Source organism: Curtobacterium sp. L3-7 (genome assembly GCF_048756585.1).
In the GTDB taxonomy this organism is placed as follows: Bacteria; Actinomycetota; Actinomycetes; order Actinomycetales; family Microbacteriaceae; genus Curtobacterium.
The window spans coordinates 1274366-1299433 of sequence record NZ_CP151474.1 but is presented as its reverse complement, the minus strand read 5'-3'; the positions used below and the strand labels follow the sequence as shown (position 1 = coordinate 1299433).

Annotated in this window: 22 protein-coding genes; 7 read left to right on the top strand and 15 right to left on the bottom strand. The window is 70.0% G+C overall.

Annotation, left to right across the window (positions count from 1 at the left end):
• The 7 genes from AAEP80_RS06435 to AAEP80_RS06405 are packed head-to-tail and all read right to left on the bottom strand — an operon-like array spanning position 1 to position 8412.
• Positions 1-1200 carry a hypothetical protein gene (locus AAEP80_RS06435; RefSeq protein WP_420366409.1) on the bottom strand — a complete coding sequence of 400 codons (1200 nt, stop codon included), beginning with the start codon at positions 1198-1200 and terminating at the stop codon, positions 1-3.
• Positions 1193-2128 carry a glycosyltransferase gene (locus AAEP80_RS06430; protein ID WP_420366408.1) on the bottom strand — a complete coding sequence of 312 codons (936 nt, stop codon included), beginning with the start codon at positions 2126-2128 and terminating at the stop codon, positions 1193-1195. Before AAEP80_RS06430 ends, AAEP80_RS06435 begins: the two co-directional genes overlap by 8 nt.
• Positions 2125-3387 (bottom strand): hypothetical protein, encoded by a 1263-nt coding sequence (locus tag AAEP80_RS06425; RefSeq protein ID WP_420366407.1) that lies wholly within the window; start codon positions 3385-3387, stop codon positions 2125-2127. Before AAEP80_RS06425 ends, AAEP80_RS06430 begins: the two co-directional genes overlap by 4 nt.
• Positions 3380-4501, bottom strand: coding sequence for a glycosyltransferase (locus AAEP80_RS06420; RefSeq protein ID WP_420366406.1), 1122 nt, complete (start codon positions 4499-4501; stop codon positions 3380-3382). Before AAEP80_RS06420 ends, AAEP80_RS06425 begins: the two co-directional genes overlap by 8 nt.
• A 24-nt stretch (positions 4502-4525) precedes the next feature.
• A complete protein-coding gene (locus tag AAEP80_RS06415) occupies positions 4526-5992 on the bottom strand; it encodes a sugar transferase (protein ID WP_420366405.1) in 1467 nt (488 codons plus the stop codon).
• 13 nt (positions 5993-6005) lie between these two features.
• Positions 6006-6959: a WD40/YVTN/BNR-like repeat-containing protein gene (locus AAEP80_RS06410; protein ID WP_420366404.1), complete on the bottom strand. Its 954-nt coding sequence runs from the start codon at positions 6957-6959 to the stop codon at positions 6006-6008.
• Positions 6960-6972: 13 nt separating this feature from the next.
• Positions 6973-8412, bottom strand: a complete 1440-nt coding sequence (locus AAEP80_RS06405; protein ID WP_420366403.1) for a polysaccharide biosynthesis tyrosine autokinase — start codon at positions 8410-8412, stop codon at positions 6973-6975.
• Positions 8413-8567: 155 nt separating this feature from the next.
• Between AAEP80_RS06405 and AAEP80_RS06400 the strand changes: the two genes are divergently transcribed.
• Both AAEP80_RS06400 and AAEP80_RS06395 read left to right on the top strand, forming a co-directional pair.
• A complete protein-coding gene (locus tag AAEP80_RS06400) occupies positions 8568-9272 on the top strand; it encodes a CPBP family intramembrane glutamic endopeptidase (protein ID WP_420366402.1) in 705 nt (234 codons plus the stop codon).
• 169 nt (positions 9273-9441) lie between these two features.
• Positions 9442-10749 (top strand): PP2C family protein-serine/threonine phosphatase, encoded by a 1308-nt coding sequence (locus tag AAEP80_RS06395; protein ID WP_420366401.1) that lies wholly within the window; start codon positions 9442-9444, stop codon positions 10747-10749.
• A gap of 38 nt (positions 10750-10787) precedes the next feature.
• Here the strand turns inward: AAEP80_RS06395 and AAEP80_RS06390 are convergent, their stop codons facing one another.
• From AAEP80_RS06390 to AAEP80_RS06375, 4 genes are all read right to left on the bottom strand, one after another.
• Complete coding sequence (locus AAEP80_RS06390; RefSeq protein WP_420366400.1) at positions 10788-11117, bottom strand: hypothetical protein; 330 nt, start codon at positions 11115-11117, stop codon at positions 10788-10790.
• Positions 11118-11172: 55 nt separating this feature from the next.
• Positions 11173-11505, bottom strand: coding sequence for a hypothetical protein (locus AAEP80_RS06385; RefSeq protein ID WP_420366399.1), 333 nt, complete (start codon positions 11503-11505; stop codon positions 11173-11175).
• A gap of 237 nt (positions 11506-11742) precedes the next feature.
• A complete protein-coding gene (locus tag AAEP80_RS06380) occupies positions 11743-12168 on the bottom strand; it encodes a hypothetical protein (RefSeq protein WP_420366398.1) in 426 nt (141 codons plus the stop codon).
• Complete coding sequence (locus AAEP80_RS06375; RefSeq protein ID WP_420366397.1) at positions 12165-12956, bottom strand: AraC family transcriptional regulator; 792 nt, start codon at positions 12954-12956, stop codon at positions 12165-12167. The genes AAEP80_RS06380 and AAEP80_RS06375 overlap by 4 nt, the downstream gene beginning before the upstream one ends.
• Before the next feature lie 54 nt (positions 12957-13010).
• Between AAEP80_RS06375 and AAEP80_RS06370 the strand changes: the two genes are divergently transcribed.
• On the top strand, positions 13011-14312 hold the full coding sequence (locus tag AAEP80_RS06370) for an MFS transporter (protein ID WP_420366396.1): 1302 nt from the start codon (positions 13011-13013) through the stop codon (positions 14310-14312).
• Positions 14313-14381: 69 nt separating this feature from the next.
• Here the strand turns inward: AAEP80_RS06370 and AAEP80_RS06365 are convergent, their stop codons facing one another.
• From AAEP80_RS06365 to AAEP80_RS06350, 4 genes are all read right to left on the bottom strand, one after another.
• A complete protein-coding gene (locus tag AAEP80_RS06365; RefSeq protein WP_420366395.1) occupies positions 14382-14939 on the bottom strand; it encodes a low molecular weight phosphatase family protein in 558 nt (185 codons plus the stop codon).
• A gap of 2 nt (positions 14940-14941) precedes the next feature.
• Positions 14942-16240: an adenylosuccinate synthase gene (locus AAEP80_RS06360; RefSeq protein ID WP_413602887.1), complete on the bottom strand. Its 1299-nt coding sequence runs from the start codon at positions 16238-16240 to the stop codon at positions 14942-14944.
• Between the two features lie 257 nt (positions 16241-16497).
• Entirely contained in the window at positions 16498-16662 is a 165-nt protein-coding gene (locus AAEP80_RS06355; protein WP_281266854.1) for a hypothetical protein, read from the bottom strand.
• 112 nt (positions 16663-16774) lie between these two features.
• Positions 16775-20317: a S8 family serine peptidase gene (locus tag AAEP80_RS06350; RefSeq protein WP_420366394.1), complete on the bottom strand. Its 3543-nt coding sequence runs from the start codon at positions 20315-20317 to the stop codon at positions 16775-16777.
• Between the two features lie 206 nt (positions 20318-20523).
• Here AAEP80_RS06350 and AAEP80_RS06345 point away from each other — a divergent pair, with 206 nt between their 5' ends.
• The 4 genes from AAEP80_RS06345 (at position 20524) to AAEP80_RS06330 (ending at position 24932) form a co-directional block, all read left to right on the top strand.
• Positions 20524-21165, top strand: a complete 642-nt coding sequence (locus AAEP80_RS06345) for a TetR/AcrR family transcriptional regulator (protein ID WP_420366393.1) — start codon at positions 20524-20526, stop codon at positions 21163-21165.
• Entirely contained in the window at positions 21162-21890 is a 729-nt protein-coding gene (locus AAEP80_RS06340; RefSeq protein ID WP_420366392.1) for a hypothetical protein, read from the top strand. Before AAEP80_RS06345 ends, AAEP80_RS06340 begins: the two co-directional genes overlap by 4 nt.
• On the top strand, positions 21887-23956 hold the full coding sequence (locus AAEP80_RS06335; RefSeq protein WP_420366391.1) for a YhgE/Pip family protein: 2070 nt from the start codon (positions 21887-21889) through the stop codon (positions 23954-23956). The genes AAEP80_RS06340 and AAEP80_RS06335 overlap by 4 nt, the downstream gene beginning before the upstream one ends.
• A 175-nt stretch (positions 23957-24131) precedes the next feature.
• On the top strand, positions 24132-24932 hold the full coding sequence (locus AAEP80_RS06330) for an NAD-dependent epimerase/dehydratase family protein (RefSeq protein ID WP_420366389.1): 801 nt from the start codon (positions 24132-24134) through the stop codon (positions 24930-24932).
• Positions 24933-25068: the final 136 nt, after the last annotated feature.

The following is a 25068-nucleotide window of genomic DNA, read 5'->3' as shown; positions in this document are numbered from 1 at the left end:
TCATCGCCGGACCCTGCCCGCATCCAGGAGTCGCTTCCGGATCGCGCCGAAGCCCGGCACGCGGGCTTTGAACACTGCGAACTCATCGGGGAACGAGTACTTGACCGCAAGGGAGGCGTCACCGATCGTCAGTCCGATCCGCGCCCCGATGGCGCGGCGCTTCCACGCTCGGAACCGAGCGGACTCGCTGCCGATGAACGGCGAAGGGAGCGTCCGCCCCATCGGCATGCCCAGCAGGTGCTTCCGGTACGTGCGACGCGTCCGCTTGGTCAGGACACCGCCGTCCGCATCCCGTGCGAATCCGTATTCCGGAGACGCTCCGAGCATCCCGCGGGCGGAGTTGACGAGCCCGGCGTACTTCCGGCTGACCTCGCGCAACGCCGGGAAGTCGTCACCGACCTCGCGCAGGTCGACCGACAGCCGCACGCTGATCGCTTCCGGGTCCGAGGGATCGAACCCGCTGAAGTGCAGGAGCCGCAGGTCATCACCGGAGTCGAGTGCGTATCCCGATCCCTCGGCTTGGAATCGACGTTCGTGGAGGTTCCACGGTCCGACGTTGTACCCGCCGTGCCGCAACGAGTGCGCGTCGAAGAAGTTCGCTCCGACGTCGACCCACTTCTGGTCGACGAACACCCCGAGGAGCGGGTAAATGAGACACTCGCGCTCCAGGTGCGACCACCACCAGTCGAGGAACTGCACCGCAGACCGCCCGACAGCGCAGAAGCCCAGGTTGAAGATCCCCACCGTGAGGTCGTGTCCCTCGGTGATGTGGTCCACGGATCGCTCGATCGGTTGGAGGAAGTGCGGTGTGAGGACGATGCCGTGCTCCGCCACCAAGCCCTCCAGCTCCGCGAGCGGCGAGACGACCATCATGTCGGGATCGAGGTAGACGACCGTGGGCGCTTCCTCGAGGAGGGCCTTGAAGAACAGTGGCTTCACGGAGGTCGAGAACTCGACGACGTCGTAGATCGCCGCGAGCTCCAGAACCTGGCGCTCGGACAGGCCGAGTACCTCGGTGGTCACGACACGCAATCCCGAACGGTCCTGCTCGAGGTCTCGACGGTCACCGTCCACGACCAGGATGACGAGTTCCTTGTCAGGCTCGATCTCCTGGATGCTCGCGTAGAGCGCGAGCGCTTGTGGGAGGTAGTTCTGGGCGACGACGGTGCAGTAGAGCACCTTGCCGGTCGGTTCAGGCACTGAGTTCACTCTCTATCGATTGCTGGACGTTCGCGGCGACCTCGTCCCAGGAGATCGGTGTGGACGCTCGGGCGAACGTCCCGCTCCACTCGCCACCGGCCAGCTGGTCCATGCTCTCGGCCCAAGCGCTCGGAGACTCGTCGTCGACGACTCCCACCCCGCACTCGCCGACTGTCTCCCCGACCACCGCGCAGCTCGCAGCGAAGGCAACCGGTACCCGGCCGACACGCGCTTCGAGAGCGGGGAGCCCGAACCCCTCGAGTTTCGACGGGAAGACCAGGCCCGCAGAAGTGGCGTACAGGCCGGCGAGTTCGGAATCCGTCATGCCTGTCCGGACAGACACCTGTTCACCGAGGCCGCTCTCGTCCGTCCAACGGCGCGCCTGGGCGCCGTCACCAGTGACGACGGTGAGCCGGTAGTCCGGGCGCTGGCGGAGGGCCTCCCAGAGCACTCGCGCGTTCTTGTGCGGCTTGAGGTTTCCCACGTAGAGGAATTCCTCCTGTCGTGCTCGCCGTTCCAGCGCCCCGAACACACCGACGTCCACGGAGTTCCCGACGTTCACGACCCGCACCTTGTCGTCGGCAAGCCACGTCTCGATACGCCGCTTGGAGTACTCGGAGACGGTGTGGACGATGCCGGTCCGGCGTATCGCTGGTCTGAGCACGCTCTCGTAGTACGCAGACTTGGCCCTCGACGCTTCAGCGGGCTCGTCCAGGTGGATGAGGTCGTGGACGGTGAGGATCTGTCGCCGACTCAGTGACACGTTGAATCCCGGCGAGTACCGGGTCTTCGACACACCCTGGAACGGCGACCATGGCGACCCTGAATCGAGTCGCGGCCATTCGGACGGAAGCCTCCGAAGCACTTCCCGGCCGAACCGGGCGATGCCGAAATGCCCTCTCCATCTGCCGTCGAGAACCGGGTTCACCGCAAGACCTCCGATCTGGGCTCAGCGCAGAACTCGATGATCAGCGAGATCGCGACGAGGGCGTTCAGTGGGAAGACCGACTGCAGGGGCAGGTTCGTGAGCCCGACGAGCATCGCAACGGAGAGTGTCGCGGATGCGAAGTGCAGGGCGCGCCCGGGGCCGCCGATCACCGAGGCGCGAGCGTTGCGCATCGACCGGACGAGCAAGGCGAGGAGGATCACGACGTAGATCAGGGCGTAGACGACGCCCTCGGTACCGATCATGTCCACGTAGCCGCTCTCCACCGTGACGGCCATCGGGTCAAACCCGGAGAGCTGACCTGCGCCCAGATCGGAGAGGATCGAGAAGGCGTTGAGGTGACCCTGCACGCTTCCGGCCTTGCCCTGGACGAAGGACTCGACGACCGGGTTCGACACCAGCGAAGCAACCTGCACAGCAGCGCCGGCCGCGATCACGACGAGGAGCGCCGGGATCCATGTCGACGAGACCTTGAGTTGCAGTACCCAGACGATCACCACCGCCGCGAGGGTCGACACGACCCCGGTGACGGACTGGGTGAGGAGCAGCGAGCCGAGGAGCAGCAGGACAATCGGGATCCGGAACCGCCTGAAGCCGAGCGCAGCGATCGGGAGCACGAAGGCGATCGCTATCGCGAATCCGTTCGGATCGTCCCAGAGGGATCCGAAGCGGATCGAGATGGTTCCTTCGTAGGCGAGGGCAGGAAGACGGCCGATCGCCAGGTAGAGGAGGACCTGTATCCCGTTCACGACGATGGCGATGACGGTGAACCACTGCAGCACCCGGACGACGGGTGCCGGTTGGATGATCGGCGCTGCGAGGAGCACCACGACGCTGAGGGAGAAGAAGATGCCGTTCTCGACCAGGTCAGCGCGCTTGAAGAGGATCGCCTGCGCGACCGGCCAGACTGCGACGCTCGCTGCGCCGAGCACGATCGCTGGCGGAACAGTGGTCCGCGCGAAGGGCCGGAGGGATCGAGATGTTCCGAAGTAGAGGACGGTCAGACCGACCAGCACCGCGTAGAGCAGGTACTTCGCGGCTTGCAGGCTCGACGGAGTGTCGCTGTAGGACGGGCTCGTCGTCGACGAGTTGATCTGCAACGGGTACCGGTAGGAGAGGTAGTAGAGCACGAGCAGGAGCGCGAACACGACGAGGCGCGTCGCGCCTCGGTCGTGCGGGTCGAGTGCCGGGTCCGTCCCGCTCCTGACCGAGGGCAGTCGCGGCCGCAAGACGTCAGCCATCGCGTTCCTCTCCGACCCACTCGCGGAGGCGATCGATGAACGGAGCGTGGCCGAACAGCCGCGCTCGTTCCTCGGCAGCGCCGCTGATGTCCTGCCGAGACAGGCCGTCCAGGGCAGCCCGGATCTGGGAGTGGTCGTCGGCCTGGACGTGCACACCCGAGATGCCGTCTTCGACGGACTCTGCCGCTCCGCCGAACGCGTTGACGATCACCCGGCCGCCAGCCGCAAGCGCCTCGACGGGAACGATGCCGAAGTCCTCCACCGCGAGGAACAGCAAGGCGAGCGCCCGTTGGTACAACGTGCGTATCACCGGGGTCGACGGGGCGATGAGGAAGTGGGCATCCGCTCCGAGATCCAGCGCGAGCCGACGGAGACGGGCTTCGTCGGGCCCTGAACCAGCCAGCACGACCGGGATCCTTTCCTCGGCAGCGAACTCGACGACAGCATCGAGCCGCTTGTACGGGACGAAGCGCGACACGCCGAGGACGAACTCGGCGGGGAGGGAACCGAGCTCGACGGCCTCGTTCTCCGTGAGCTCGGTCGACCAGTCGTCGACCGCTTGGATCGCTTCGACAGGCACAGGCGGGTGGATCAGTCGACTCTCGACGCCCCAGGCACGCCGCATCCGGTCCTGCACGAACAGGCTGTTCGCAGCGAACGACGCACTCCTGTCGACGGCGCCACGGTCGTAGGCACGGAAGAGCGGGCGCACTGCCCGAACAGCCCGACTTGCCGACCGCTGGTCGAGCGCCGGGTCCCAGATGTACCGGGCGGGCGAATGCGTGTAGACGTACTTCCTGATGCCATGTTGACCCCGCACCCGTGCTTGGTGTGCGAACGCGTTCGAACTCACCAGCATCCAGTCGAACGACCGGGGATGCCGGATGTCCCGCCACACCAGTGGCATCAAGGGCAGCGCTGCTGCTTTGTGTCGCCGGAACGGCGTCCGGGCAAGCCATGACTCGTCAACCGTCGTCCGGCTCGAGAAACGGTCGCCGGAGTCGTCCCAGAGCGCGAACATCTGTGCTCCGGGGAACGCGTCGAGCATCCCGTCCAGCACCACCTCGGCACCACCTCGCCGCTCGAGCCAGTCGTGCACGATGAGGCCCGTCATGACCGTCCCCGATCTGTTCCGAAGTCAGTACGCACCGCTGCTCCGAACCACTGCACGGAGCGTCCTCCAGAGGATCACGAGGTCACCGGTCATCGACCAGTTCTCGACGTAGAACAGGTCCAGTCGAACCGAGTCCTCCCACGACAGGTCCGATCGACCACTCACCTGCCACAGCCCGGTCAGACCCGGCTTGACGAGGAACCGACGGTGCACGTGCAGGTCGTAGCGTTCCACCTCCCGCTGCAGGGGTGGCCGGGGACCGACCAGGGACATGTTCCCGGCGAGGACGTCGAAGAGCTGGGTGAGCTCATCCAGGCTGTACCGACGCATGAACGCCCCGACGCGGGTGACACGGGGATCGTTCCTCATCTTGAAGAGGACGTTGTTGCCTTCGGCACGGTCCAGGGCGCTGAGTTCCTGCAGACGGTCCTCGGCGTCGACGACCATGGTCCGGAACTTGACCATGGTGAACGTGCTCCCGTTCAGCCCGACACGCTCTTGCCTGAACAGGACCGGACCCGGGGAGGTCAGCTTCACCGCGAGCGCCAGCACCAGGAGCACCGGCGACAGGACGACGATGAGCACGGCCGAGACGACCACGTCGAAGATCCGCTTCGTGTACAGCTTCCGACCCTCGTACGTCGGCGTCTCGACGTGGATGAGAGGCAGGCCCTGCACGGGGCGCGTGTGGATTCGCGGCCCGCCGATGTCGGTGAGGCTCGGCGCCACGACGAGGTGCTGCCGTCCCGGCTCGAGCGACCAACTGAGCTCTCGGACGCGTTCGGGAGGCAGGTCGTCGGCGCTCGTGATCACGACGGTGTCTGCGCCGCTCTCGGCCAAGGCCTCGTGGATCTGGTCCAGGCCGCCGTAGCTGACGATGTCCGTGCTGCTGAGGACCCCGACCGAGCCGCTGGTGACCGTCGCACCGACCACCTGGTAACCGGCTTCGGGCGAGCGTGCGAGCTGACCACCGATGTGGATGACGCTCGCGGTCGAACCGACGAGCAGGACCTTCGCGGAGTATTGGCCGGATTTCCGCTGGGCCACGAGCCACTGGCGCCAGATCCACCGGGACAGCAGCAGCACGAGGATGCCCACCGGGAACGCGATGAGGACGTACCCACGCGCGAGGTCGACGTGGAAGAGGAAGGCGGCGATCGCGATCAAGCCGAACACCCGAACGCTCGAATCGGCGATCAGGCGGTACTCGGCACTGCCGACCCCGATGACGCGGTCGCCACGGGTGTCGTACATCGCCAGGGCTGCCATCCAGACCGCGATGACGACGACCGAGATGCCGGTGTAGCTCAGGCGGAGGTCGTTCTCGTTCGCGGCGAGGTTCGAGTCGATGCCGAGCCACGCGATCTGCACCCCGAAGACGACCCAGATCAGCACGAGCAGGTCGGTGAAGATGACGCGGCGACCGTACGCCCGACTCCACTCGTGGGTCGATCGCCCGATGGTGGCGGACTGCTCGGCTTGCGTCGTCATGGCCGACCCCGGCTCACCACGTGACACCACCGTCACCCGACACCTGCACCGAGTCACCGGCCCACAACCACACGTGCTGGCCGCTCCTGGCGATGGTGACCGCCCCGCTGGCGTCGGCACCGGCCGCACAGCCGACGGCCGTGGGCTCGGTGGTGGCGGTGACCTTCGCCGCGGGCATGCTCGCGATCTGCACGCCGTCGCACGACGCGATGCCGGTGCGGGCGAGCGTGTAGGTGTTGCCGGCGTCGGCGAGGGACCGGACGCCGTCGATCGGCGCAGCGACCCACGCTCCGGTGCCGGATCGCCACTGGACCTCGCCGTCGCAGGTGACGGCGGTCGTGTAGGTGCCCTCGAAGACCTCGATCGGGTCCGGGCAGGGTGCGTCGACGGTGCCGCTCTTCAGGAGGAGCCCGTCGGTCCCGATGGCGGCGCCGGCCGCTCCCTCCGTCCCGTCCTTCCACGTGGCACCGTCGTCCGTGCTGGTACGGACGGTGGGGGCGCAGTCGTCACCGGTGCCGGCGACGACGGCGACACCCGTGCTGCTGGCGCGGAGCGCCAGCACGGTGCTCGCACCGTCACCGAGACCGACGGAGGTCCACGACTTCCCGCCGTCCACGGTGTGCTGCAGCACCGCCTCGTCACCGCCACAGGTCCCACTGGAGGCTCGCCATGCCTCCAGGCCGTTGGTGGCGGACAGCAGGTGGCGGCCTGGCGTGACCATCGCCGCGGTCCCGCTGGTGGCGGTGGGCTGCGGAGCAGCCGTGCCGGTCCCTGTCGGGATCGGCGTGCTGGAGAAGGTGGGGATCGGACCGGCCGTGCCGCTCATCACGGGCGCGGTGCGCGCGACGGCGAGACCGACCAGGACCACGTCGATCACCACGAGGGCGACGACGACGATCCCGACCCAGACGAGGGTGCGACGCGAGATCGCTCGGCCGAGGCTGCTGGGTCCTCGGCGCGGGCTCACGGGGAGACCACCCTCACCGCTCCGCCTTCCGGAGCGCTCCGACGCGACCGCGGCGAGCCTGTTTCGGGGGCTTCGGGGCGTCTTCCTCGTCGGTGCCGTACCCGTAGGCGTAGCCGTAGCGGCCGTAGCCGTAGGCCCCGGGTCCCCTGGTCGGCATCATCGTCATGACGAAGCCGGCGATCGGGGCGCCGACGTTCTGAAGCGACTGGACGGCGCCGGCGAGCTGGCCCTTCATGGTCCTGCCGGACGCCACCACGACGATCGCGCCGGATGCCTTCTTCGACAGGATGGCGGCGTCGGTGACGGGGAGCAGCGGCGGGGCGTCGAAGAGGACGTAGTCGAACTGCGCCTCGAGACGCTCGATGAGCATGCTCATCGCCTGCGATCCGAGGAGTTCGGACGGGTTCGGCGGGATCTCGCCGGCCGGCAGGACGACCAGGTTGCCGCGGCCCCACGGGACGGCGACGTCCTCGAGTGCGGCGCGGCCGATGAGGACGTCCGTCAGACCGGCGCCGCCCTCGAGGTCCATGTACTGGGCGACGCGCGGACGACGGAGGTCGGCGTCGATGAGGATGACCTTGTAGCCGGCGCTGTCGAGGGCGATCGCGAGGTTCGCGACGGTGGTGCTCTTGCCCTCGGACTGGACGGACGAGGTCATCACGAAGGTGCGGGCGTCGCTGCCGATGTCGACGAACTGCAGGTTGGTGCGGAGCGTGCGGAAGGACTCGGCGCGGGGGCTGCGCGGGTCGACCTGCACGATGAGCGGCCGCTCCGATGCCTTGTTGTCGAAGGCGATGCCACCGACGATCGGCTTGTCGCTGATCTTCTCGATGTCCGCCTCGGTGCGCACCCGGTTGTCGAGGGTCTCGCGCAGAACGGCGAGGCCGACACCGAGCGCCAGGCCGACGAGCAGGCCGAGGACGACGTTGACGGGCACGTTCGGGCTGATCGGGGTGCTCGGGACCTGGGCTTCCTTGACCCGGGTGAGCTTCACCGTGCTGGCGCCGTTCGCGTCGGTGGCCTCGATGTTCTGCACGACGTTCGTCAGGCTCTGCGACGTCGCGTTCGCGATGTCGGCGGCCTGCACGGGGTCAGTCTCGTTGACGGTGATGGCGATGAGCGTGGTGTTCGTCGGGGCATCGGCGGTGACGAGCTTCGCGAGGTCGTCGGCGCTCATGTCGAGCTTCAGACTCGAGATCACCGGCAGCAGGACGATCGGCGTCGTCACGAGGTTCGAGTAGGTCAGGACCCGCTGCTGCGTGAAGGTGTTGCCCTGTGCGAGGTCACTCGCGCTGCCGCTCGTCTGCGTGGAGACGAACACCTGCGCCGAAGCGGAGTACACCGGCTGCTTGAGCACCGAGAATCCAGCTGCCGCAGCGACGCCGACCAGCGCCAGCACCAGGATGAGCACCCATCCCTTGCGCAGCACCGTGATGTAGTCGCGTAGTTCCACGCGCCTGCCTTCCCCGTGGGACGCCGGCCGCGCGGTCCCTCGCGCGAGCGAGCCGGGATTTTCCCAGCAATCGGCAGGGAAATACTGCCACACGGATGCGTCGCGCTCGGGTCGACGGGTGTCGGGTTGCGCACCGTGTCCTCTACGGTGATGCCATGCAGCCGTCGCCCGAGGTCCAGGCTCGCCCGCGGGACCGGGTGGTTCTCGTGGTGTTCGTGGCGATCGTGGTGGCGGTCGTGCTCGAACGGATCGTCGGTGGTGTCGCACGAACTGGGGGTCTGCCGAGCCCGGTCGCGCAGGTGCTGGCGAGCGATCTCGCCGTGTGGGTGCCGCTCGTGGTCGGAGCGGTCGTCGCCCTGCGGTGGACGCGTGCTGTCCGTTCCCTGTTCCGGCTCGACCTCGCCGACGTGGTCGCGGCGATCGGCATCGTGATCGTCTGCCGCGCCGTCGACGCAGTCATGTCTCTGTCGTTCTTCGGGACGACCGGACTCACCCCGGTTCCCACGCTCGGGCCACCCTCAGCGGCGCTCTTGCTCGTCGCGGCGATCGGCACCTGCATCGTGAGCCCGATCATCGAGGAGCTCGTGTTCCGTGGGATCCTGCAGCGCCGACTCGCTGACGCGCTCACTCCGCGGACGCGGTTCGTCGCGGTGATCGTGACGGCGTTCGTGTTCGCGATCGTGCACGTGCTGCTCGGCGCAGGCGTCTCGACGCTCGGCGGGTTCGAGGTCTTCGTGACGACGTTCCTGTTGGGGCTCCTCACGGGCGCCCTGGTGGCGATGACGGACCGGATCGGTGGGGCGATCCTGGCGCACGCGGTGTTCAACGCCGTGGCGGTCGTCGCGACCTGGCCGCGCTGACCGATCCGGTCGCGATGCGAGCGTGCTGGCGCGCCCGCCCCACTCGCTCTGGGGGTGCTGCCACGCGACACCGCCACCTAGCGTTGATCGCGAGGACTCCGAACACCAGACGTGCCCCGAACCAGGGCATGACGGGCCCTCGGATCAGGGCAGCGAGCGGAGGCGACCCATGCACACGATGAACCGACTCCTCGAACGCTGGTCCCTCACGCCGCTGATGAAGCAGGCTCCGCTCGCGCTGCTCGTCGCGATGGCGACGGTCCTCTCCCTGACGATTCCGCAGCTCACGGTGAGCGACGAGGGCGGCCTGTTCACCGCGATCGCGCTGACGATCGTCGCCACGCTCTGGTCGGCGGTGGTCACGGTCCGCGGACGCTCGGTGTCGGCTCTGGTGAACATCGTGCCCGCGATCGACTTCCTCGCGCTCGGGATGCTGCGGTGGTCCACCGGATCGTCCACGTCGGTGTTCACCGCGCTCGTGGTGCTCCCCGTGGTGTGGCTCGCCGCGCAGGAGGGTCGGCGCTTCATCCTGTACTCCGCGCTCGGCACGGCGGTGGTCATCCTGACGCCGTTCCTGTTCGGCGCCGGAGTGGTCGACCCCACCACCGAGTTCGTCCGGCTCGGTGTGGTGCTGATCGCGTACGGCGCGCTCGCGATCGTGGTCAACCAGCTCAGCCGCCTGCACGGCGCGCAGCTCCGGCGGTCGCGCGACCGGGAGGCCGTGGTCCAGGCCGAGATCGAGCGCGCTGCCGAGATCCAGCGTTCACTGCTACCCCGGTCGGTCGGGCAGGTTCCCGGGTACCGCGTAGCCGGGACGTGCCTGCCCACCAAGAGCGTCGGCGGTGACTTCCTGGACTGGTACGAGACGGCCGGCGGCCTCACGCTGACGCTCGGCGACGTGATGGGCAAGGGCGTCGGCTCCGCGCTGCTCGCAGCCGCGGTCCGCGCCGTGCTGCGAAGCGCCCGTACCGAACCGGATCCCGCTGCTGCGGTGCACCGGGCGTCGCAGGGTCTCGCGATCGACCCGGACCGTGTGGAGACGACGGCCGGCTTCACGACGCTCTTCCACGCCCGGATCGACGGCGACGTGTTGCGGTGGGTCGACGCCGGCCACGGGCTGACGGTGATCGCGCGACGGGACGGCTCGGCCGAGCGACTCGCGTCGTCGCATCTGCCGATCGGCCTGGGGCTCGACGAGGTGTGGACGGCGACGGAGACCCGACTCGGACCGGACGACGTGCTGGTGTGCATCAGCGACGGCGTGCTCGACCTGTTCGGCGGCGAACTCGACACGATCGACCACGTCGCCGCGATCGCACGCGAGGACACGAGCCCCGGAGCGATCGTCGAGCGCCTCATCGCGCTCGCCCGGTCGACGGAGCACGACGACGACGTCACCGTGGTGGCGCTGCGACGGGATGCCGTCGCGGCGGCACCGGAAGCGACCGGCGCACCGGGACAGCTCGTCAGGGCGTAGCGAGGGCTGCGCGGGCGGTCAGCCCGTGGTCGTTGCGGCTAGCGAGCCGCGCGGATGACGTCCGGAAGCACTCGGCTGAGTCGCTCAGCGAGTGCGACCTTGGCCTCGTCGAGCGTGCGGTAGTCGCCGACGTACTGCCCGAAGGTGTCGGACACGAAGTAGTGCGCGCCCTGCTGGTCGACGGTGCCGCCGTAGTACCCGCCGTAGTTCGCGGCCCACAGGCCGGTGTCCGGGCGCGACCAGATGATGCGCGCCTGGGTCGGGGTCGACGGCGTGACGACCTCGGCTTCGATCGCGGTGATGACCTCGATCGTCTCGGTGTCCAGCTTCGCCTCGGTCTCGGGGCGGTGGGACTCGGCGATGCTCATGGTTCCTTCCTCAGGACGTGCAGGGGGTGCGGTGCTCAGGGGGTGTGGTCTTCGACTACTCGACCGGACGGATGACCGGCGGCAGCATGATGTGCAGCTGGTCGGCGAGGTGGCCCTGGGCGTCTTCGAGCGAGTCGAACTCGCCGACGACGAGGCCGAACGTGTCCGAGGCGACGTAGTGTCCGTCACGCTTGTCGACCGATCCACCGAAGTAGCCGCCGTAGTTGGCGATCCACTCGCCGGCGTCTTCCTGCGTCCAGGTGAGCTTGGCGCGAGCCGGCCGGGCGGCGCTGACGGTCTCGGCTTCGAGGACGGCGATCGTGTCGACGGTGTCGGTGTCGAGGGTCACGTCACGCTGCGTCTTCGTGCGGCTGTCGGTCATGCTCATCGCGCTGCTCCTGTCACGTTCCGGGGTACATCCTGCGGTCCTCAAACCGTATGGCGTCCGGCCCTCCGCTCGCCAGCGGGCCCCGTCGATTCACGGGTTCTGTTCATACGGGCCATCGCCACTTCCCGGATTCGCGGGACAGTGCGACGCATTTTCGGGGTACACGTCCCCCACCGGGGTACTCGCGGAGCGGACAGTCCACCGAGTCAGCGGATCGGGCTCGATCCCGTCACCTGATCACGCATCCTCGACGGACCGCCGGTACCGCTCGATCTCCGCATCGATCACCCGCCGGGGGACGTACCGTTCCGCGAAGACCGCGGTCACCACCCCGAACGAGAGGACCACGATGCCGATCACCAGCCCGAGCAGCGCGCGGTCCCGCTGCCAGGTGTCCGGCCACAGCGCCGGGAGCACCAGACCGAGTCCGACGAACGAGGCGCTGTACGCGACCGTGACGAGCCACTGGGGCGCACGCCGTGGGAAGACCTGTCGAACCCGACGCTCGGCGACCATCACGAACACGGAGCCTGCGGCGACCGACGACATCGTCGGCAGCCACCGGCTCAACAGCCCTAAGACGCCGAACGTGACGACGATCCCGACCGCGCTCCACCACAGCCAGGCAGCGGTCCCGGCCTTGGCCCTGAGACGCTCGGTCATCCGCCCATGCTCCCCACGTCTCGTCGGTACGCGCCGGGGGTCATGCCGACCAGCGGGGAGAACTGCTCGATGCACTGGCTCGTCGTCGCCCACCCGCACGCCGCCGCAGTGTCCGTCACCGACCACCCCTGCGCGAGCAGCACCAGCGCCCGGTGCACGCGGAGCTGCAGCCGCCACTGCCGGTACCCCATGCCCGTCTCGTCGCGGAAGAGCCGGGTCAGGGTGCGCTCCCCCACGCCCGTCTCCCGCGCCAGGGCACCGAGCGACCACGCCACGGTCAGGTCGCGTTCAACGATCACCACGACGCCGCGCAGCCGCACGTCGTGCGCCTCCGGCAGGTGCAGCGGCTGCTCGGGCGCGGACGCGACCTCGTCCACGATGACCGTCCGCAGGTGCGACCGCGCCGCCTCGGAACGCGGTGCCGACGCGGTGGCGGCGAGCAGCGCCTCCCGTGCGAGCGGGGTGACCGCCAGCACAGCAGGTCCGGACGGCAGGGACATGGCCGCATCCGCCTCCAGGTACACGACCCGCATGTCGGTCACCCCGTGGGCCCGGTGCCGGTGCTCGGCGCCGGCCGGCACCCACGCGACGCGGTTGGGCGGGGCGATCCAGGCACCGTCGTCGGTGATGAGCGACAGCACCCCGCTGGCGGCGTGCACCAGGTGGCCGCGGGTGTGGGTGTGGGAAGTCGTCGTCTCGGCGTGGTCGAACAGGAACGCGGCCTCGGACCGGCCGTCGGTCAGGCGGTCGTCGATCTCGATGTCCTCGAGGCGGCGGGTTTTCGACATCGAGCGGCAGTGTACGTGTTCCGAGCAGCAGGCGGCAGGTGGTCGGATGAGGACATGACCTCGACCGCTTCCGTTCCGCTCCCCACGACCGTGCCCCCGCCCGCGCGACGCCGCCGTGTGCTCGCCGCCTGGTACGTCGGGGCGGGGCTGCTGCTCATCGCGATCAACCTGCGCATGGGTGTCGCCTCGGTCGGGCCGGTGCTCACGGCGATCGAGCGGTCGCTCCACCTGACACCGTCGGCGGCGAGCCTGCTCACCACGATCCCGGTGTTCGCGTTCGGGGCGTTCGCGTTCCTGACTCCCGTGCTCACCCGCCGGGTGGGACTGCACCGGCTGCTCGGGCTCACGATGGCCGTGCTCGCGCTCGGCATCGCGCTCCGCTTCGAGCCGCAGGGGTGGGCACTGTACGGCGGCACGGTCCTCGCGGGGGCGGCGATCGCGGTCGCGAACGTGCTCATGCCGGCGGCGATCAAGAGCGACTTCGCCCACCGCGTCGGGCTGATGATGGGGCTCTACTCGACGATGCTCTTCCTCAGCGCTGCAGTGGCGTCGGCGTCGGTCGTGCCACTCATGGTGGCGTTCGGCGGATCGTGGCGACCGGCGCTGGCGTTCTGGGCGCTCCCCGCCGTGCTCGCGTTCCTGGTGTGGCTGCCGCGCGCGCTGCACAACCCGGGGCACGTGCGGGTCGCCGGACGGAACCGCGCGGTCGACGCCCCGTCCGAGTCCGGCGAGCCCCGGATGACGGCGCTCCTCCGCGACCCGGTGGCGATCGCCGTGACGGGGTTCATGGGGCTGCAGAGCCTGTCGTACTACGCGTTCCTGACCTGGGCGCCGACGGTGCTGCAGGACGCCGGTGTCTCCGCGCACACGGCGGGGCTGATGCTGGCGTACTCGAGCCTGCCGGGGATCCTTACGGGCATCGCGGGTCCGGCGATCGCCCGACGCATCCGCCCGTCGTGGGTGCCCGTGCTCGTGGTCGTCGTGCTCTGCATGGCGGGGTTCGTCGGGCTCGCGGTCGCGCCCGCCGCCGGGGCATGGGTCTGGATGACGCTCCTCGGCCTCGGACAGGGCGGAGCGATCAGCCTGTCGCTCAGCTACATCGTGTGGCGCTCCCCGGACGCCAGGCACACGGCGCACGTGTCGACGATGGCGCAGGGCATCGGGTACCTGCTCGCGGGCCTCGGGCCGCTCGGGATCGGGCTGCTGCACACGGCGACGGGCGGGTGGACGGTGCCCATCGGGGTGCTGCTGGCCTTGCTCGTCGTCCAGGGGTTCGCCGGCGCTGCCGCCAGCCGCGACCGCCACGTGCTCGCCCGCTCCGCCGCGCCGGACGCCCCCGCCCGAGTCTCGCGCTGAGCGACACTCCTCGGGCTCGAAGCCGCGCGATGTGTCGCCCAGGCCGAGTCTCGCGTCCGGTCGCCCGCCCTACGCGACCGCGCGCAGGGCGTCGGCGATCAGGGTGAGCGCCCGGTCGATCTCGTCGGCGACGCGGGCATGCGTCGACTCCGAGCGACGGTACGGGTCGTCGACGTCGTCGTCAGCGGGGTCGGCCGGCGGCGCGACGGTGCCGCGGAGCCGGGCGACCCGCTCGACGAGGGCCTCCGGCGAGTGCACATCGGCGAGGTCCGACGGCTCGAGCCCGTCGAGCACCCGCGCGAACTGCTTGATCGTGAACGCCCGCTTCGCGGCTCGCGGCGCCAGGCGGACGACGTCGGCCCGGTGCGAGCGCTCGGCGGTCAGCACGAGGTCGGCGCCGGCGGCGATCGACTCCGTCAGGTAACGGGACCGATGCGCGGACGGGTCACCGCCGAGCCGGACGGACTGCGCGGCGGCCGCACCGTCCATGGCCATGTCGTCCTGGGCGATGGTGCCGGCCGACTCGATGACGTACGACGACGCCACCGAGCCGAGCCGAGCCTCCAGGACCTGTGCGCCCAGCGGTGACCGACAGATGTTGCCACTGCAGACGAACAGGATCCGCATCGTCAGGCCGCGTCCTGACCGAGCAGGTCGTGACGGACGACGATCGCGTCACGGCCGGGGCCGACGCCGATCGCCGAGATGCGCGCGCCGGACATCGCCTCGACCGCCAGGACGTACGCCTGGGCGTTCGCGGGCAGGTCCTCGAACGAACGGGCACCCGTGATGTCCTCGGTCCAGCCGGGGAAGTCCTCGTAGATCGGCTTCGCGTGGTGGAAGTCCGACTGCGAGACGGGGACCTCGTCCACGCGTTCGCCGTCGACCTCGTACGCGACGCACACGGGGATGGTCTCCAACCCGGTCAACACGTCGAGCTTCGTGAGCACGAAGTCCGTCACGCCGTTGATGCGCGCCGTGTACCGGGCGATCGGGGCGTCGTACCAGCCGCAGCGACGCGGACGGCCCGTGGTGGTGCCGAACTCGAAGCCGTTCGCTCGGAGGAACTCCCCCGACTCGTCGAACAGCTCGGTCGGGAACGGCCCGGCGCCGACGCGGGTCGTGTACGCCTTGACGATGCCGATGACGCGCTGGATCTTCCCCGGGCCGATGCCGGACCCGGTCGCCGCGCCACCCGCGGTCGCCGACGAGGACGTGACGAACGGGTACGTGCCGTGGTCGACGTCGAGCATGGTCGCCTGACCGGCCTCGAACAGGACGGTCTCGCCCCGCTCGAGGGCCCGGTGGATCTCGAGGGCGGTGTCCGCGACCATCGGGCGCAGGCGCTCGGCGAAGGAGAGCAGCGATTCGACGACCTCTTCGGGGTCGATCGCGCGACGGTTGAAGACCTTCACCAGCAGGTGGTTCTTCTGGTCGAGGGCTGCTTCGACCTTCTGCCGCAGGATGTTCTCGTCGAAGATGTCCTGGATGCGGATGCCGACGCGGTTGATCTTGTCCGCGTAGCTCGGGCCGATGCCACGACCGGTGGTGCCGATCTGCCGCTTGCCGAGGAAGCGCTCCGTCACCTTGTCGATGGTGCGGTGGTAGTGCGTGATGACGTGGGCGTTCGCCGAGACGCGGAGCTTCGAGACGTCGACGCCGCGGGCCTTCAGCGCGTCGAGCTCCTGGAACAGGACCTCGAGGTCGACGACGACGCCGTTGCCGATCACGGGCGTGACACCGGGGGTCAGGATGCCGGACGGCAGCAGGTGGAGCGCGTACTTCTCGCCCCCGACGACCACGGTGTGCCCGGCGTTGTTGCCACCGTTGAACTTGACGACGTAGTCGATGCGGCTGCCGAGGAGGTCGGTCGCCTTCCCCTTGCCCTCGTCACCCCACTGGGCTCCGATGATGACTGCTGCGGGCATCTGGTTCTCCTCACGTTCGCGGAGGACCTCACGCGACCGTCGGGCCGGTGGTCCACCCGAGTCTATCGGACGGCCACTTCCGCGCTACCTGCGCCAGGTCGGCCGCCGGAACCGGAACCCGACGCAGCCGACGGCCGCCGCGACCGCGGCGACCGCAGGAACGACCAGGAGGCACGGTGCCAGCTGGCACCGTGCCTCCCGTCGCTCTCATCCACGGCCGCGACCCGATCGCGTCCGCGCGTCTCTTCTGCCGGGGATCAGGACCGGAAGAAGTCTGCGTAACTGGGGTTCGTCATCGGGGCGTTGTGGCCCGGCTCGGCGAGCCGTTCGTTGACCATCGCCTGGATGACATCCGGCGGGGTCAGGCCACGACGGCGCCACTCGACGGGGTTCTGCCGGAGCTGCGACAACGTGTTCTGCATGGGGACAACCGTGCCACCGATTGACTAGTTTGTCTAACTACATATCCGGGACACGCACCTGATGGCATGGACAGGGCCCGTGGAGACGATCCACGGGCCCTGTCCGGTCGGGCTACTTGCGTGTCACCTTCGCGGTCGACGCCGAGGTCGCGGTGCCGTCCTGGTACCCCTTCGCCGTGGCGGTCACGCGGACCTGGAACGTGTGCCCCACGTCCGACGTGCCCAGCTTGATCTTCTTCGTGGTCGCACCCTCCACGACGGATCCGTCACGGAGCCACTGGTACGAGAACTTCACGCCCAGTGCGTTCCAGTCCCCGGGAGCGGCGGTCAGCTTCTTGCCGACCTTCGGGGTCCCGGACACCGTGACCGCACTGCCCTCGCGCAGCACCAGCTTCGGCGCGGCGACCGTGGCCGACACCGTGTCGACCTGGTCACCGACCGCGTTGTGCAGGTGCAGCAGGAGCACGCTCGCGGACGAGGTACCGGCGGCACGGGTCACCGGGATCGAGCCGCTGTCCGGGAACAGGACGCCACCGAACGACACAGCCGGTGCGGACGGGTCGAACGTGGCGGACTTCGTGTCGTCGACCACGTACGAGCCACTCGTCGCCAGTGCGGGTGCGTACGCCGACTCAGTGAGCACCGAGTAGTCGAACGCGCCGGTGACACCGATCGCCTCCTGCGAGACGGTCAGCACCTTCACCGCGCTGTCGAACGTGTTGACGTCCTGACCCGGGGCGCCCCCGTTCAGCGGCTGCGAGTCGAGCGTCGCACCGGTGGCGAGGTCGATCGTCGTCGCGAACGTGGCGTCCACCGTGGCCGACTTGGCGTCGTACACCAGGTAGTCCGGCGTGCCGTCACGGTCGGCGTCGATGAGCACCTCGACGTTGGTCACGGCGCCGGGGTTGGCGTCGGGACCGGTCGTCTGGACGCCGAACGCCAGCGTGCCGTCCGACGCGTTCGCGCCGTAGGCCCTGATGTCCGCCGCCTGGAGCGACCGCTTCGCCGAACCGTCCGGGAACGACTCCTGCGGGTCGGTCCCACCGAGGACGAACGGGGCCACGAGGGCTCCGGTCACACCGCGGCCGGCCAGGGCGATCGAGGACTCGGTCGAGTCGCTCTCGAAGGACACGTCCGAACCGTGCACGGCGCTCACCGGCTTCGGCGCGGCGTAGGTGCCGATCCGCAGCGGGTTGAACTTCTTGTCGGTCGGCGTGAACGTGACGAGACCGGTGGCAGCGGAGACGAACTCGCGCTGGTACCCGAGCGTCGTCGACTCCTGCGTCGGGTCGATGGTGCGCCCGACCTTCGTCGGGTCGGCGATCGTCATCGTCAGGGTGACGGTGGCGGTGCCGTGCGGCACGACCGTGACGCGCTGCTTGTCGATCGAGAACGCGACGCCGGACTGCGCGACGCGGGACTCGTAGGCCACGTCGTACGTGTGCGGCCGACCGTCGGTGTTCTTGATCTGCAGCGTGCGCTTCTCGGTGGTCGGCGAGGCGACCTCGACGACACCGAACGACGCCGTGACGAGCTGGTCGTTCTCGACGCTGCGCACCGTGGTGCCGGCGGTGACCGCCTGCAGTGCGTCGACGCGACCGGTCCCCTGCCGCAGCAGCGTCGCGTTCCCGTCACCGTCCCGCACGTCGTGCGTCGCGGTGTTCATGATCGTCGCCTTGACGTCCGGTGCCGACCAGGTCGGGTGCGACTCGAACGTCAGCGCGGCGATGCCCGCCACGTCCGGCGTCGCCATCGAGGTGCCGCTCATCGACATGCGTCCGTCACCGGTGCCGTTGGCCGCGGAGATCACGTTGACCCCGGGGCCGGCGACGTCCGGCTTGACGATGTCGTCGAACGACCCGTGGACACCACGGCTGGTGAACTGCGCGAGCGTGTTCACGGCGTCGGCGTCGGTCGCGAGCTGGAAGCCCTTGAGCTCGTCGGCGAACTTCACGTGCAGGGTCCCGGCCTGGGCAGCGGACTGGAGGCTCGCAGCACTGTCCGCCGTCAGCTCGGCACCCGGGATGGTCGCGTTCCCCGCGATCCCGCTGTCGAAGGTGTTGATCGTCCCGGCGAGCAGGACGCCGACTCCGCCGGCGGCCTGGACGTTGTTGAACCGGACACCGGAGCCGCACTCGAGCGCACCGTCCGTCCACTTCAGCCAGACGACCTTGCCCTTGACCTTCGCGGCCTCGTCCGCGCTGAAGGCAGCGCAGCCGTCCACGTTCGTGGTCGGGACGACGACGTCACCCTCGACCGGCAGCGTGCCCTGGTAGTTCTGCGAGTACTGCGCGCGGTAGGTCTTCGCGACGTCAGCGGGAGCGGTCGCCTGGACGCCGTCGTAGAGGCTCTGGCCGGTGGCGCTCGCGGCGACCGTCAGGGCCCCCTCGGCGTTGCCCGGCGATCCACCGATGTCGGTGAAGTCGTCGGCGTTGCCCGAGGCGATCACCGGCAGCACACCGCGGGCGGTGAGCGCGTCGATCTTGGCGTTGTCGGGGTCGTCCGGTGCGCCGTAGTCGGAGCCGAGCGACAGGTTGAGGACGTTGATGTCCTTGCCCTCGGTCAGTGCCTGGCCGACCCAGTCGAGCGCGGCACCGGTCACGTCGGTCGAACCGCCGCCGTCACCGAAGACCTTGAGGGCGTAGAGCCCGGCCTCCGGTGCGGTGCCGGGGCCGATCCACATGTCCTGCACGGACTGCGTGGTCAGCTTCTCGTAGTCCCCCTCGAAGGTCTTCTTGTCGGCGTCGAGGCCGTACCCGGCGATGGTGCCGGAGACGTGGGTGCCGTGGTCGCCGCCCTTGCCGTCGATCGGGTTGTCGTCGGGCTTCGGCGTCGGGTCGTACGCCGGGGAGGCCGGGTCCGCGTTGTACGTGGGGCCGGCGAAGTCGTAGCCGCCGAGGAACTTCTTCGCGTCGAACCAGCTCGGGTCCGGGGCGCTCGAGCTCGCGAGCGCCTGCTCGTACGCCTCCGTCGTGCCGGGGCCGCCGAAGTCCGCCTGCGTGTAGTCGAGGCCGGTGTCGAGCACGGCGACGTTCACGCCCTTGCCGGTGTGGCCGGTCTGCTGCCACGCGTCGAGGGCACGCGTGTAGACGTCGCTCGCCGCGTTCTTCGGGCTGACGCCGTCGGCGCCGGGCTTGACGACGTCGGGGTCGACGCCGCTCGGGGCAGCGTCGGCGCTGTCGCTGACGGTCGGGTCGACGATCTTCTTCGGCGTGAGCGGGATGACGCTCTCGACGTCGGAGCGCTCGGCGACCTTGCGGAGCGCCGCGACGTCGGCCACGACGGCGACACCGGGGACGGTGTACTCGGTCGTGTAGAGCTCGGTCGCGTCGGCGTCGGCGGACCGCACGGCGTCGCGGACGTCCTCGGTCGTCGACTTGATCGCCGACAGCCGCTGCTTCGCGGCGCCCGACGGGCTCTTCGACTGCGTGAGGTCGCCGCCCTTCGCCTTGGCGTCCACGGCGAGCGCTCCCTCGCCGGTCGTCCGCACGAAGGCGGCGATCGTCGTCTGGGGCTTCGCGCTCCGCAGCGGTGCCGACAGCTTGAGGTCGGCCGATGCGACACCGGCCGGCGCGGCAGACGCCGTGCCACCGACGGCGAGACCGCCGCAGGCGAGGGCTCCGGCCGCGACGAGTGCGGTGACGACTCGGGTCATGCGTCTCGGGTTGGGGGTGTTCGGGTCCTGTGTTGCACGGTTCACTGGGCGCACTCCTGGCTCCGTCCGTGTTGCTTGGGAATTGCTCAGAAGCTATGTGCTGCTGCTCAGGTGCGGGAGTCGGCACTTTGGGGGACGTCCCCCGTTCGGGGGTACCCCTTCCTGCGATCTTGCACAGCGGTGTGCAAGTTATTACGATGGGTGGCGTGACCAGTCCTGACGCCCCAGTCCGCGCTCCGCGCCGCGATGCGACCGAGAACCGGGCCGCACTGCTCGACGCCGCGAAGACCGCCCTGCAGCGGGACCCGGACGCCTCGATCGAGTCGATCGCGGCCGTCGCCGGGCTCTCCCGGCGTGCGGTCTACGGACATTTCCCTTCCCGCGACGACCTCGTCCGCGCCGTCGTGACCGCCGGGGCGGCCCGGATCGCCGCCGCGATGCCGACCTCCTCGGACCTCGGCGACCTGCCCCCCGCCGCCCGCATCGCCGCCATCGCGGTCACCCTCTGGTCAGAGGTCTCGCACGTCCGCTCGATGGCCCGCATCGCCGTCAGGAGCCCGTTCGGCGAGTCCGTCGCCGAGGTGTTCGCACCGCTCAGGGCCCAGGTCCGCGACGCCTGTGCGCTCGGGATCGCCGAGGGCTCGATGCGCGACGACGTCGATGCCGCCACGCTCGGCCGGTTGGTCGAGGGGGCGTGCATCGCCGTCCTCGACGAGGCCACCCGCTCCGCCACCCCGGACGACGAGGGGCGCAGGATGGTCGTCATCTCGGCACTCGGGATGGCCGGCATCGACTGGCGCACCGCACTCCTCACCGAACCCATCAGCTCCGAAGAGGACCTCGCATGACCACGCTCGAGATCGACCACGCCGGCATCGGCGAGGAGCCCGGCGCGGCCCTCCCCGTCGTGTCCGCCGTCGCCGGACCGCACCGTCCGGGCATCGTCGCCGTCGAGACCGAGCAGGCGCCGGTCCTGGCGTCGCTCGTCGCCGGCGGCCGCATGAAGCCCGAGACCGGACGCGTGCTCGTCGACGGACACGACGACCCCGCCGCGGTCCGACGGGCGTTCGCGCTCGTGGACACCCCCGGGATCGCCGAACCCTTCCCCGTGATGACGCTCCGCCGGATCGTGCGCGAAGAGCTCGCGTTCGCCGGGCGTCGTCCCTCCCGCGAGCACGTCGACACGGTGCTCGACGAACTCGGCATGACCGCGTACGCCGACACCCACGTGCAGCGCGTGCCGACCGACGTCCGCGTGCGGCTGCTCGTCGAGCTCGCACTGCTCCGCGACGGGGTCACCGGCCTCGTGATCACCTCCCCGGAACGCCACGGCGGCTCGGTCGAGGGCTGGTTCGCCGTCGTGCGGGACGTCGCGATGCGCGGCGTCACCGTCCTGCTCGTCACCTCGAAGGCCGCGGCGGCCACCGCCGAGCGCCTCCTGGCGACCATCCCCGTACCCACAGAAGACGTGCCCGCGGAAGGCACGACCGAAACCGACGGTCCCGATGACGTGACCCGGACCGACGGAGGCGAGCCGAGCCTCCAGTCCGACCACATGGAGACCCGCTCGTGACCACCACCTCGCTCATCCGCGCGGAACTCGCGCGACTCACCGCGACCCCGCTCGCACGGCTCGCGTTCATCGCGCTCATGGTCGTGCCGCTGCTCTACGGCGGCGCGTACCTGTGGGCGAACCGCGACCCGTACGCCAAGCTCGACCAGGTCCCGGCCGCGATCGTCAACCAGGACGCCGGTGCAACGCTCGACGGCGACACCGTTGACTACGGCAAGGACGTCACGAAGCGCGCCATCGACGGCGGCGACTTCAAGTGGTCGAAGACCTCGGCGGCGGACGCCCGCTCCGGGGTCCGGAACGGCACGTACGACTTCGTCGTGACGATCCCGCACGACTTCTCGGAGTCCCTGGTGTCGGCGCAGTCGAACGACCCGAAGCGCGCAGAACTCGTGATGACGACGGCGGACACGAACTCGTACCTCGCCTCGACGATCGCGGAGCAGGCTGGCAAGACCATGCGCACGGCCGTTGCCGAGCAGGTCGGCAAGGAGGCCGCCAAGACGCTGCTCGTCGGGCTCGCCGACGTGCGCGACAGCCTCGGGGACGCGGTCGACGGCGCGGGGCAGCTCGCCTCTGGTGCCACCACCGCGTCGAACGGTGCGGACCAGCTCGCTGCCGGGACGTCGCAGCTGCGCTCCGGCGCGTCCCAGCTCGCATCCGGCACCGCCTCGCTCCCCGCCCAGACGACGAAGCTGAACGACGGCGCGCAGCAGGTCGCGTCGGGTGCGTCGACGCTGTCGTCCGGCCTGCAGTCGGCGAAGGAGCAGACAGCGGCGCTGCCGGCACAGACCGCGGCGCTCGCGGACGGCGCGGCGAAGGTCGCTGCCGGCAACAAGACGCTGGCGGACGCCACCGACCCGGCGCTCGCGTTCCTCGACGACGTGTCCGCGCAGAAGGTCGTCGACGCGGTCGCTGCCCGCGCGGCCGCGCAGGGCGTGACGATCACACCAGAGGTGCAGGCGGTCCTGGAGGCAGGGGTCCAGCAGCAGCTCGACGACCCGAAGGTGCAGGCCGACCTCGCCACCGCGAAGACCCAGCTCCAGCAGGTCGACCAGCTGCGGGACGGCTCGCAGCAGGTGTCCGACGGCGCGTCGCAGCTCGCTGCCGCAGCACCGACCCTGAGCTCGGGGATCGCCTCGGCCGCCTCGGGTGCGTCGACGCTGTCGAACGGGGCGTCGCAGGTCGCTTCCGGGACCTCGGCACTGGCCGCCGCTGCGCCGACGCTGTCGAACGGCGCAGCGACCCTGGCCTCCGGTACCGCGACCGCGGACGACGGCGCGCAGTCCCTGGCGACGGGGCTGCACTCGCTGCGGGACGGCGCATCGACGCTCGCGTCACAGCTCGACGAGGGCCGGACGAAGATCCCGGCGTCGAACGCGTCGGAGCGTGAGTCGCAGGCGTCGGTCATCTCCGACCCGGTGAAGGTCGGCGACGACAACGTGGCGGCAGCGGACAACTACGGCGCGGGCCTGGCCCCGTTCTTCATCTCGCTCGCGGCGTGGATCGGCATGTACGCGCTGTTCCTCATCCTGAAGCCGATCTCCAAGCGGGCCATCACGGCGGTGCGGAAGCCGCTGTCCATCGTCCTCGGTGGGTGGCTCACGCCCGTGGTGCTCGGGATCGTGCAGATGGTGGCGCTGTTCTTCATCGTGCGGTTCGCGCTCGACCTGAACGTGGTGCACGCCGGGGCGACGATCGGGGTGATGGTGCTGGCGTCGGCGACGTTCGCGGCGATCCTGATGGCGCTCAACGTGCTGCTCGGGTCCGTCGGTCAGTTCCTCGGGCTGGTGCTCATGCTCGTGCAGCTCGTGACGGCCGGCGGGACGTTCCCCTGGCAGACGCTCCCCGGCCCGTTGGCAGCGCTCCACTTCGCGCTGCCGATGACGTACTCGGTCGACGCACTCCGGCAGACGATGTACGGCGGGTCGATGGGTGCCGCATGGTCGGACGCGGGGACGCTCGCGTGCTGGCTCGTCGGCGCGCTGCTCGTCACCTTCGTGGTCGCTGCCCGCCAGGGCCGCTCCCGCACCCTGCGGGACCTGCGCCCGAGCCTGATCGGGTAGCGGGCCGGGCCGCCGGGCCGGCCGGGCCGGGGCGCTCCCGGCGCCCGTTCGCACAACCGAAAGCACTCCGCGCCGCGCAACGCCACGGCGCGGAGTGCTTTCCGTTGTGCGGGTGCGATCCGCGCCGGCGGCCGGGAGCGGACGGGCGCGTCCCGCCACGCGTACGGTCTCGGGCATGGCGACGCTGCTCATCACCGGGGCGGCCGGACGCATCGCGACCGCGTTGCGCCCGAGGCTGCTCGACGCCGGACACGACCTCGTGCTGCTCGACGAACGACCGCCCGACCCGGCGGTCGGCGAGCGCGAGCGGTTCATCCCGGGTTCGGTGAACGACCGTGACGCGCTCGAGCTCGCACTCCCCGGGGTCGACACCGTGGTGCACCTGGCCGGCATCCCCACCGAGGACACCTGGGAAGACCTGATCGACGCGAACGTCACCGGGACCAAGAACGTCCTCGAGGCCGCTGCGGCTTCCGGGGTGCTCCGCGTGCTGCAGGCGAGCTCGATCCACGCCGTCGGCCGGGTACCCGAGGACACCGCTGCCGGAAGCGTCCCCGGCGACCGACTCCCCCGGCCGGACTCGTACTACGGCTTCACGAAGGCTGCGATGGAGCTCCTCGGCAGCCTGTTCGCCGACCGGTACGACATGTCGATCGTGTCGGCACGCATCGGGGCGTTCGGGGACCGGCCGGACTCCCGACGGGCGTTGCTCATGTGGAGCTCCCCGGACGACCTCGCCCGGTTGGTTGCGGCAACGGTGGCGTTGACCGATGCCGGGCACCACGTCGTGTGGGCGGTGTCGCGGAACACCGGCGCCCCGGCGGACTTCGCGGCGGGCGAGCGGATCGGGTTCCGGCCCCGGGACGACGCGTCGGTGGTGCTCCCCGTCGATGAGCGGGACGACCTGCCGCCAGAGGACATGACGTTCCTCGGCGGCGGCCTGGCGGACGTCCCGCTCGGACACCCGCGCAGCTGACGCGCCAGCCGCCCCGTCCCGCCCCGCGTCCGCGCCGCCCCGCGTCCGCGCCGCCCCGCGTCCGCGCCGCCCCGCGTCCGCGTCCGCGCGCCGTGGATGGAGCGGGCCATCGGCGGGGACACCACCCAGTCGGACA

Coding starts and splice junctions, on each gene's coding strand:
- AAEP80_RS06425 (WP_420366407.1), bottom strand. CDS start 3,387: ATGGCTGACGTCTTGCGGCCGCGACTGCCCTCGGTCAGGAGCGGGACG.
- AAEP80_RS06420 (WP_420366406.1), bottom strand. CDS start 4,501: ATGACGGGCCTCATCGTGCACGACTGGCTCGAGCGGCGAGGTGGTGCC.
- AAEP80_RS06415 (WP_420366405.1), bottom strand. CDS start 5,992: ATGACGACGCAAGCCGAGCAGTCCGCCACCATCGGGCGATCGACCCAC.
- AAEP80_RS06400 (WP_420366402.1), top strand. CDS start 8,568: ATGCAGCCGTCGCCCGAGGTCCAGGCTCGCCCGCGGGACCGGGTGGTT.
- AAEP80_RS06395 (WP_420366401.1), top strand. CDS start 9,442: ATGCACACGATGAACCGACTCCTCGAACGCTGGTCCCTCACGCCGCTG.
- AAEP80_RS06390 (WP_420366400.1), bottom strand. CDS start 11,117: ATGAGCATCGCCGAGTCCCACCGCCCCGAGACCGAGGCGAAGCTGGAC.
- AAEP80_RS06385 (WP_420366399.1), bottom strand. CDS start 11,505: ATGAGCATGACCGACAGCCGCACGAAGACGCAGCGTGACGTGACCCTC.
- AAEP80_RS06380 (WP_420366398.1), bottom strand. CDS start 12,168: ATGACCGAGCGTCTCAGGGCCAAGGCCGGGACCGCTGCCTGGCTGTGG.
- AAEP80_RS06375 (WP_420366397.1), bottom strand. CDS start 12,956: ATGTCGAAAACCCGCCGCCTCGAGGACATCGAGATCGACGACCGCCTG.
- AAEP80_RS06370 (WP_420366396.1), top strand. CDS start 13,011: ATGACCTCGACCGCTTCCGTTCCGCTCCCCACGACCGTGCCCCCGCCC.
- AAEP80_RS06365 (WP_420366395.1), bottom strand. CDS start 14,939: ATGCGGATCCTGTTCGTCTGCAGTGGCAACATCTGTCGGTCACCGCTG.
- AAEP80_RS06360 (WP_413602887.1), bottom strand. CDS start 16,240: ATGCCCGCAGCAGTCATCATCGGAGCCCAGTGGGGTGACGAGGGCAAG.
- AAEP80_RS06355 (WP_281266854.1), bottom strand. CDS start 16,662: ATGCAGAACACGTTGTCGCAGCTCCGGCAGAACCCCGTCGAGTGGCGC.
- AAEP80_RS06350 (WP_420366394.1), bottom strand. CDS start 20,317: ATGACCCGAGTCGTCACCGCACTCGTCGCGGCCGGAGCCCTCGCCTGC.
- AAEP80_RS06340 (WP_420366392.1), top strand. CDS start 21,162: ATGACCACGCTCGAGATCGACCACGCCGGCATCGGCGAGGAGCCCGGC.
- AAEP80_RS06330 (WP_420366389.1), top strand. CDS start 24,132: ATGGCGACGCTGCTCATCACCGGGGCGGCCGGACGCATCGCGACCGCG.